This is a genomic window from Nocardioides sp., assembly GCF_050699375.1.
GTDB lineage: Bacteria > Actinomycetota > Actinomycetes > Propionibacteriales > Nocardioidaceae > Nocardioides.
Genome location: NZ_JBOHDN010000349.1, coordinates 1 through 6,555, shown reverse-complemented (window position 1 = coordinate 6,555; position 6,555 = coordinate 1). Strand labels below are relative to the sequence as shown.

At 71.5% G+C, this 6,555-nt stretch carries 6 protein-coding genes; 3 read left to right on the top strand and 3 right to left on the bottom strand.

Annotation, left to right across the window (positions count from 1 at the left end; genetic code table 11):
- The 3 genes from ACRDPS_RS23480 to ACRDPS_RS23470 all read right to left on the bottom strand — a co-directional run.
- A partial coding sequence (locus ACRDPS_RS23480) for a RidA family protein (RefSeq protein WP_431504086.1) occupies positions 1 to 246 on the bottom strand: 246 nt, incomplete at its 3' end.
- 26 nt (positions 247 to 272) lie between these two features.
- Positions 273 to 1,022, bottom strand: a complete 750-nt coding sequence (locus ACRDPS_RS23475; protein ID WP_431504085.1) for an IclR family transcriptional regulator — start codon at positions 1,020 to 1,022, stop codon at positions 273 to 275.
- A complete protein-coding gene (locus ACRDPS_RS23470) occupies positions 1,019 to 2,044 on the bottom strand; it encodes a sugar kinase (protein ID WP_431504084.1) in 1,026 nt (341 codons plus the stop codon). The genes ACRDPS_RS23475 and ACRDPS_RS23470 overlap by 4 nt, the downstream gene beginning before the upstream one ends.
- A 123-nt stretch (positions 2,045 to 2,167) precedes the next feature.
- Here ACRDPS_RS23470 and ACRDPS_RS23465 point away from each other — a divergent pair, with 123 nt between their 5' ends.
- The 3 genes from ACRDPS_RS23465 to ACRDPS_RS23455 all read left to right on the top strand — a co-directional run.
- Complete coding sequence (locus tag ACRDPS_RS23465) at positions 2,168 to 3,499, top strand: amino acid deaminase (RefSeq protein WP_431504083.1); 1,332 nt, start codon at positions 2,168 to 2,170, stop codon at positions 3,497 to 3,499.
- A 19-nt stretch (positions 3,500 to 3,518) separates the two neighbouring features.
- A complete protein-coding gene (locus ACRDPS_RS23460) occupies positions 3,519 to 5,129 on the top strand; it encodes an N-acyl-D-amino-acid deacylase family protein (protein WP_431504082.1) in 1,611 nt (536 codons plus the stop codon).
- An 89-nt stretch (positions 5,130 to 5,218) separates the two neighbouring features.
- Positions 5,219 to 6,555: GntP family permease (locus ACRDPS_RS23455; RefSeq protein WP_431504081.1), on the top strand; the 1,337-nt coding region annotated here is incomplete at its 3' end.

Genomic DNA, 6,555 nt, shown 5'->3' with positions numbered 1-6,555 from the left:
GGCGAGGTAGACCCGCAGCATGAGTACGTCGCCGAAGCCCGCGCCGGCGGCGGCGAGGATCGCCTCGACGTTCTGCAGGGTGCGCAGGGTCTGCGCCTTCACGTCGCCGGGGAAGAGATACTCGTTGCTCGCGGGGTCGACTGGGCCCTGGCCCGACACCTGGATCAGGCCGCCCCGGACCACGCCTTGGGAGAAGGTGTGCGCGGGCGCCGGGGCCTGGTCGGTGGAGATGCGGATGTCGGACATGGGGTTGGTTTCCTCTCGGGGTGGTGTCACGAGCTCCGGCCGACCCAGTCGGCAGAGATCGCCTCGGTGGCGCTCAGGACCTGCGGCAGCAGGGCACGCACTCCATCACGCGGCAGGATGACGTCGGGCACGGAGACGGAGACCGCGGCGATGACCCGCCCGGCCTCGTCGTGCACCGGAGCACCGACGCAGTTGATGAAGTCCTCGTGCTCGGAGGCGTCCTCCGCCCAGCCCTGCTCCCGAGTGCGGGCGAGCACCTCGCGGTAGCCGGCGGCGTCGGTGACGGTGCGCGTCGTGAAGGGGTGGAAGTCGATGCCGGCGACAGCGGCGTCCTGCTCGCCGGGCGTCAGACCCGCGACCAGGATCTTGCCGACGGCGGTCGCGTGCAGCGCCGCGGGCAGTCCGACGCGGGAGTACATCCGCACGGCGTGCGTGCTCTCCACCTTGGCCAGATAGATGGCCGCACCGTTCTCGTACCCGGCCAGGTGGACGGCCTGTCCGCCCGTCTCTGCCGCGAGGCGGGTCAGATGGGGCTGGGCGACGTCGCGGATCGCGTGCTGAGCCAGCGCGGCCGAGCCGAGCGCGAACAGCCGGGAGCCGAGGTGGTAGCGCTGGCGGTCGTCGCGACGTACGAACCGGTCGGCCTCCAAGGTGTGGAGGAGTCGCATCGCGGTGGTCTTGTGGACCTCGAGGCTGGCCGCCACCTGGTCCAGGGAACGCTCGCCCTCACCGAGCTCGATGAGGATCCGCAGCGCGCGGGAGAGGCTCTGGCTCATCTGGTCTCCTGGTAGGTCGTCGGGGCCGGGGACTCGATGCCGGAGGCGCTGACCCGGGTCGCCGCCCAGTCCTCGTCAGAGCCGTCGAGGAGCCGAGCGCGTACGCCTGCTGTGGGCGGTGTCGCGTGGTCACCCGAAGCGGTGAGCACGCCTGCCGCGACCAGGTGGCCCTGACGCAGGCGGCCGACCGGGCCCAGGCCGTCGACGTCCGCCGCGAGATAGCCCGCCGCGAAACCGTCCCCGGCTCCCACGGGCTCCACCACGTCGACCCGGAGCGAGGCGACCTCGGTCGCCGTCCCGTCGGGGTCGTGCTCCCCCGCCGCGTGGGAGTCGGCCTTGAGCACCAGCCGTGGGCGTTCGCCGACGACCTCCCGCAGCTCCTGTGCGGTGTGCACCCCGAGGGCAGCCCGGGCCTCGTCGGCCCCCAGCAGGAGGACATCGGCCGCCCGGAGCAGGTCGAGCAGCGGCGCGATGCTGCGACCTGTCCACAGGGCGGGTCGCCAGTTGAGGTCGACGCTGAGCCGGAAGCCGAGCTCGTCGCGCAGAGCCAGCAGGCGGCGGACAAGACCCGATCCCTCCTCGAGGATGCCGAGGGTGATGCCCGAGGTGTGTACGACCTCGGCGGTGGCCAGCGCCGCGGCGACCTCCGCAGTGTCGAGCAGGCCGGCGTCCATCGCCGCCGCGGCCGAGCCGGCGCGATAGTAGAGCATGCGGCTGCCGGCGGGATCCGGATCCTTGACGTAGATCCCCGTCGGGCGCTCGGGGTCGCGCTCGGCGAGCACCTCGACGCCACGCTCGGTCAGGTCCTCGATCACGACGTCGCCGAACGGGTCCCGTCCGAGCCGGGAGACCCAGGCGGTGCGTACGCCGAGCGCGGCCAGCGCGCCGGCCACGTTGGCCTCGGCGCCACCGACCGAGCGGCGCAGGGTCGTCGCCCGGGCCAGCGGCCGGTCGCCCTCAGGACGTAGGACGACCATCGCCTCTCCGAGACAGACCACGCGCACGTCTCCGCTGCTGCCCACGAACGAGGCTCCTTCCGTCGGTTCCGCTTCGACCGTTGACGGCCGGGGTGGCCGATGCTACAACTATCGAATCACATTATGCAATCGACGTTGCGTATAACGCAACGCACGGAAGGACGGGCCATGGATCACCCGGCAGCCCACATCGACACGGCGGCCACAGCGGCACTGCGCGAGGAACGGGTCGACTGGCGACACAAGGCGATCCCTCCCGCGTTCTGGGGACGCACGGTCGCCGACGTGCTCGCCGAGGCGCCACGGCTCTCGCAGCTGCCGACGCCGGTGCTCTCCCTCTCCCGCGTCGCGATGACGCACAACCGAGACGTGCTCGCCGCCTGGTGCGCGGAGCGTGGCATGGCCCTGGCGCCGCACGGCAAGACCACCATGGCCCCGCAGCTGTGGGCCGAGCAGATCGACGCGGGTGCCTGGGCGATCACCGTGGCCAACCTCGCGCAGCTGGCCGTCGCCCGCGCCTTCGGCGTCTCGCGGGTGATCGTCGCCAACGCGGTCGTCTCGCCGCTCGCCCTGCGCTGGATCTCCGACCAGCTCACCGAGGACCCGGGTCTGGAGGTGCTGGTGTGGGCCGACTCGGCCCGGACCGTGTCCCTGATGCACGAGGCGCTCGCGGCCCACTCCGCCGACGTCGGGCCCCGTCGCCCGATCGGCGTTCTCGTCGAGCGCGGTGGCGCGAACGGTCGCACCGGTGCCCGCGACGAGGACACCGCTGTCGCCGTCGCGGAGGCGATCGCGGCCTCGCCCCACCTCGAGCTCGCCGGGGTCACCGGCTATGAGGGCGCACTGGCGCACACCCCTGACGAGGCGGCGCTCGCCGTCGTCCACACGTACGTCGACAGCCTGGTCTCGCTGCACCGGCGGATCGACGGGCTGATGCCCGCTGGCCGGGTTCCGGTCGTGAGCGCCGGGGGCAGCGCCTACTTCGAGCAGGTGGCCGACGCGCTCTCCCCGCTCGTGGCGGGTGAGGAGGCACGCGTCGTCCTGCGCAGCGGCGCCTACCTCACTCACGACGACGGGTTCTACCGCGGCATCTCTCCCCTCGGGGCCTCCCCACGCACCAGTGGCCCCGGGCTGCGCAGCGCCCTGCACGGCTGGGTGCGAGTTTCATCGCAGCCGGAGCCGGGGCTCGCGCTCTTCGATGCGGGCAAGCGCGACCTGCCCTTCGACGAGGGTCTTCCCGAGGCTCAGCTCCTGCGTGCGCGTGAGACCGGCGCGCCCGCGACCCCGCTGAGCGGTGTCGCGGTGACCGCGCTCAACGACCAGCACGGTTTCCTCCGCTGGGATCCCGCCGGCGAGGCTCCTGTCGTGATCGGCGACGAGCTCCGTCTCGGGCTCTCGCACCCGTGCACCGCCTTCGACAAGTGGGGTCTGATCCCGGTCCTCGACGACGCCGACGCCGCGGACCCGGTCGTCGTCGACCTCGTGCGTACGTGGTTCTGAGACCACCCCAGGAGCAACCATGACCGACCTTCTCATCCGTGACGCGACCGTCATCGACGGCACCGGCGCCGCGGCCTACCGTGCCCACGTCAGCCTCGACCGGGGCCGGATCTCGGGCATCCACACCGACGCGTCACCGCCGGCCGCGCGGCGTACCATCGACGCCGCCGGGAGGGTGCTCGCCCCGGGGTTCATCGACATGCACGCCCACTCCGACCTGCAGCTCCTGGTGAACCCGGACCACACGGCCAAGGTCAGCCAGGGCGTCACGCTCGAGGTCGTCGGGCAGGACGGGCTCTCGTTCGCGCCGTCCGACGCCGCGGCGCGGGCGCAGCTGCGCCGGCAGATCGCCGGCTGGAACGGAGAGCCGGACGACTTCGACCTCGACTGGGACACCGTCGCCGGCTACCTCGACCGGCTCGATGGCGAGATCGCGTGCAACGCGGCGTACCTCGTCCCGCAGGGCACCCTGCGGCTGATGGTCGTGGGGCCGGAGAACCGGCCGGCGAGCGCCGCAGAGATCGCCGAGATGGCACGGCTGCTCCGCATCGGACTCGAGGAGGGCGCGGTCGGGATGAGCAGCGGGCTCACCTATCCGCCGAGCATGTTCGCCGATGACGACGAGCTGGCGACGCTGTGCCGGGTGGTCGCCGAGGCGGGCGGCTACTACAGCCCCCACCACCGGTCCTATGGGGCTGGGGCGCTCGAGGCGTACGCCGAGATGATCGCCGTCGCCCGCGCCTCCGGCTGCGCTCTTCACCTCACCCACGCGACGATGAACTTCGAGCCGAACCGCGGACGTGCAGGCGAGCTGCTCGAGATCATCGACGCGGGGCTGGACGACGGGGTCGACATCACGCTCGACACCTATCCCTATCTCCCCGGCGCCACCACGCTCAGCGCGGTGCTGCCCAGCTGGTCGACCTCCGGCGGCCCGGACGCGCTGCTGGCGCGGATCGCCGACCCTGCCGACCGCGCCCGGATCGCTCACGAGCTCGACCATGTCGGCACCGACGGCTGCCACGGCTGCGTCACCGACTGGCACACGATCCAGATCAGCGGCGTACGCAACCTCGAGCTGTCCCCCTACGTCGGCCGAACCGTCGCCGAGATCGCCGCGGAGTGCGGCCTGGCACCGACCGAGGTCTTCTTCGACCTCCTCGTCCGCGACCGCCTCGCCACCACGATCCTCCAGCACGTCGGCCACGAGGAGAACGTGCAGACGATCATGCGGCACCGCACCCACTGCGGCGGCAGCGACGCGATCCTCGTCGGCGAGCGCCCGCACCCGCGGGCCTGGGGCACGTTCCCCCGCTACCTCGCCCGCTACGTACGCGACCTCGGCGTCCTCGATCTGGTCGACTGCGTCCACCACCTCACCGGCCGCCCGGCGTCCCGGCTGCGGCTCACCGATCGTGGCCTCGTCCGCGAGGGGTACGCCGCCGACCTGGTGCTGTTCGACCCGGACACCGTCCAGGACACCGCGACCTTCGAGGAGCCGCGGCAGCAGGCGCGCGGCATCGACTGGGTGCTGGTCAACGGCGTCGCCGTCATCGAGGACGGACGCCGCACCGACGCCCTCCCCGGACGGGCGCTGCGGCGCACCGGCACCGGGACCCGACCCCGATGACCAGGTCACCACCGCAGCCTCGTGTTGCCCCGCGCTGTTGTACGCCGCGCTGACGTCGTCCCCCACCCACCCGAACGGGAGAACCAACCATGCATTGGCTCCAGACAAGCACCACCGGCCTGCTGCTGCTCTGCGCCGCAGCGATCGCCGTACTCCTCGTCCTGATCATCAAGGTCAAGCTCGAGCCCTTCATCGCCCTCTTCATCAGCGGCATCGGTCTCGCCGTCGTGGCCGGCCTGTCCGTCGACCAGATGGTCGGCACCGCCCTCAGCTCGAAGGAATCGCTCATCGAGACGGGCTTCGGCGGCGTACTCGGACACATCGCACTCATCATCGGTCTCGGCACCGTGCTCGGGTCGCTGCTCGAGCGGTCCGGTGGCGCCGACGTCCTCGCCTCGAGGCTGATCCGCATCTTCGGTGAGCGGGGTACGCCGGTGGCGATGGGTCTGGTCGGTTTGATCTTCGGCATCCCGGTCTTCTTCGACATCGGCATCTTCGTACTCGCACCGCTGGTCTATGTCGCCGCACACCGGGGTGGCCGATCGCTCGTCCTCTACGCCCTTCCCGTCCTCGCCGGCCTCTCGATGACGCACGCCTTCCTGCCTCCTCACCCCGGCCCCACGGCCCTGGGCGGCCTTCTCGGCGTCGATCTCGGCTGGCTGATCATCATGGGGCTGCTGTGCGGCATCCCCGCCTTCATCGTCGCCGGCATCCTCTTCCCGGTCTGGATCGCACCGCGCGTCCAGGTCTCCGTGCCCGCCGAGCTCCTCTCCGCGGAGACCGAGGCCGAGCAGGACAAGACGCCCGCCACCCCGGTCTCGCTCGGCCTCGTGCTCGCCGTCATCGCCGTACCCCTGGTCCTGATCCTCGGCGCGACCTTCGGCACGATGCTGCTCGACCCGGGCCGCCTGCTCAGCCTCCTCACCTTCCTGGGCAACCCGGCGATCGCGCTCACCATCGCCGTACTCCTGGCCTTCTGGCTGCTCGGCATCCGTCGCGGCATGACCCTGCAGGAGATTTCCGAGTTCACCGGCGCGTCCCTACGGCCGGTCGGGATGATCCTGCTGGTCGTCGGTGCCGGCGCCTTCTTCGGCGCCGTCATCTCCGCCACCGGCGTAGGCGCTGCCCTCGCCGAAGTGCTCTCCGACGCCGGCCTGCCGATCCTGCTGCTGGCCTACGTCATCTCCTGCGGCCTCCGGATCGCCCAAGGCTCCGCGACCGTCGCGATCGTGACCACCGGCGGCATCGTCGCACCGACCCTCGGCCCAGACTTCTCCCAGCCCGAGCTCGCCGTCATCGCCGTCGCCATCGCCGCCGGCTCGATCATCCTCAGCCACGTCAACGACGGCGGCTTCTGGATCGTCTCGCGCTACTTCAACCTCACCGTGAAGCAGACCCTGGCAACCTGGACGGTCCTGGAGACGGT

Coding starts and splice junctions, on each gene's coding strand:
- ACRDPS_RS23475 (WP_431504085.1), bottom strand. CDS start 1,022: ATGAGCCAGAGCCTCTCCCGCGCGCTGCGGATCCTCATCGAGCTCGGT.
- ACRDPS_RS23465 (WP_431504083.1), top strand. CDS start 2,168: ATGGATCACCCGGCAGCCCACATCGACACGGCGGCCACAGCGGCACTG.
- ACRDPS_RS23460 (WP_431504082.1), top strand. CDS start 3,519: ATGACCGACCTTCTCATCCGTGACGCGACCGTCATCGACGGCACCGGC.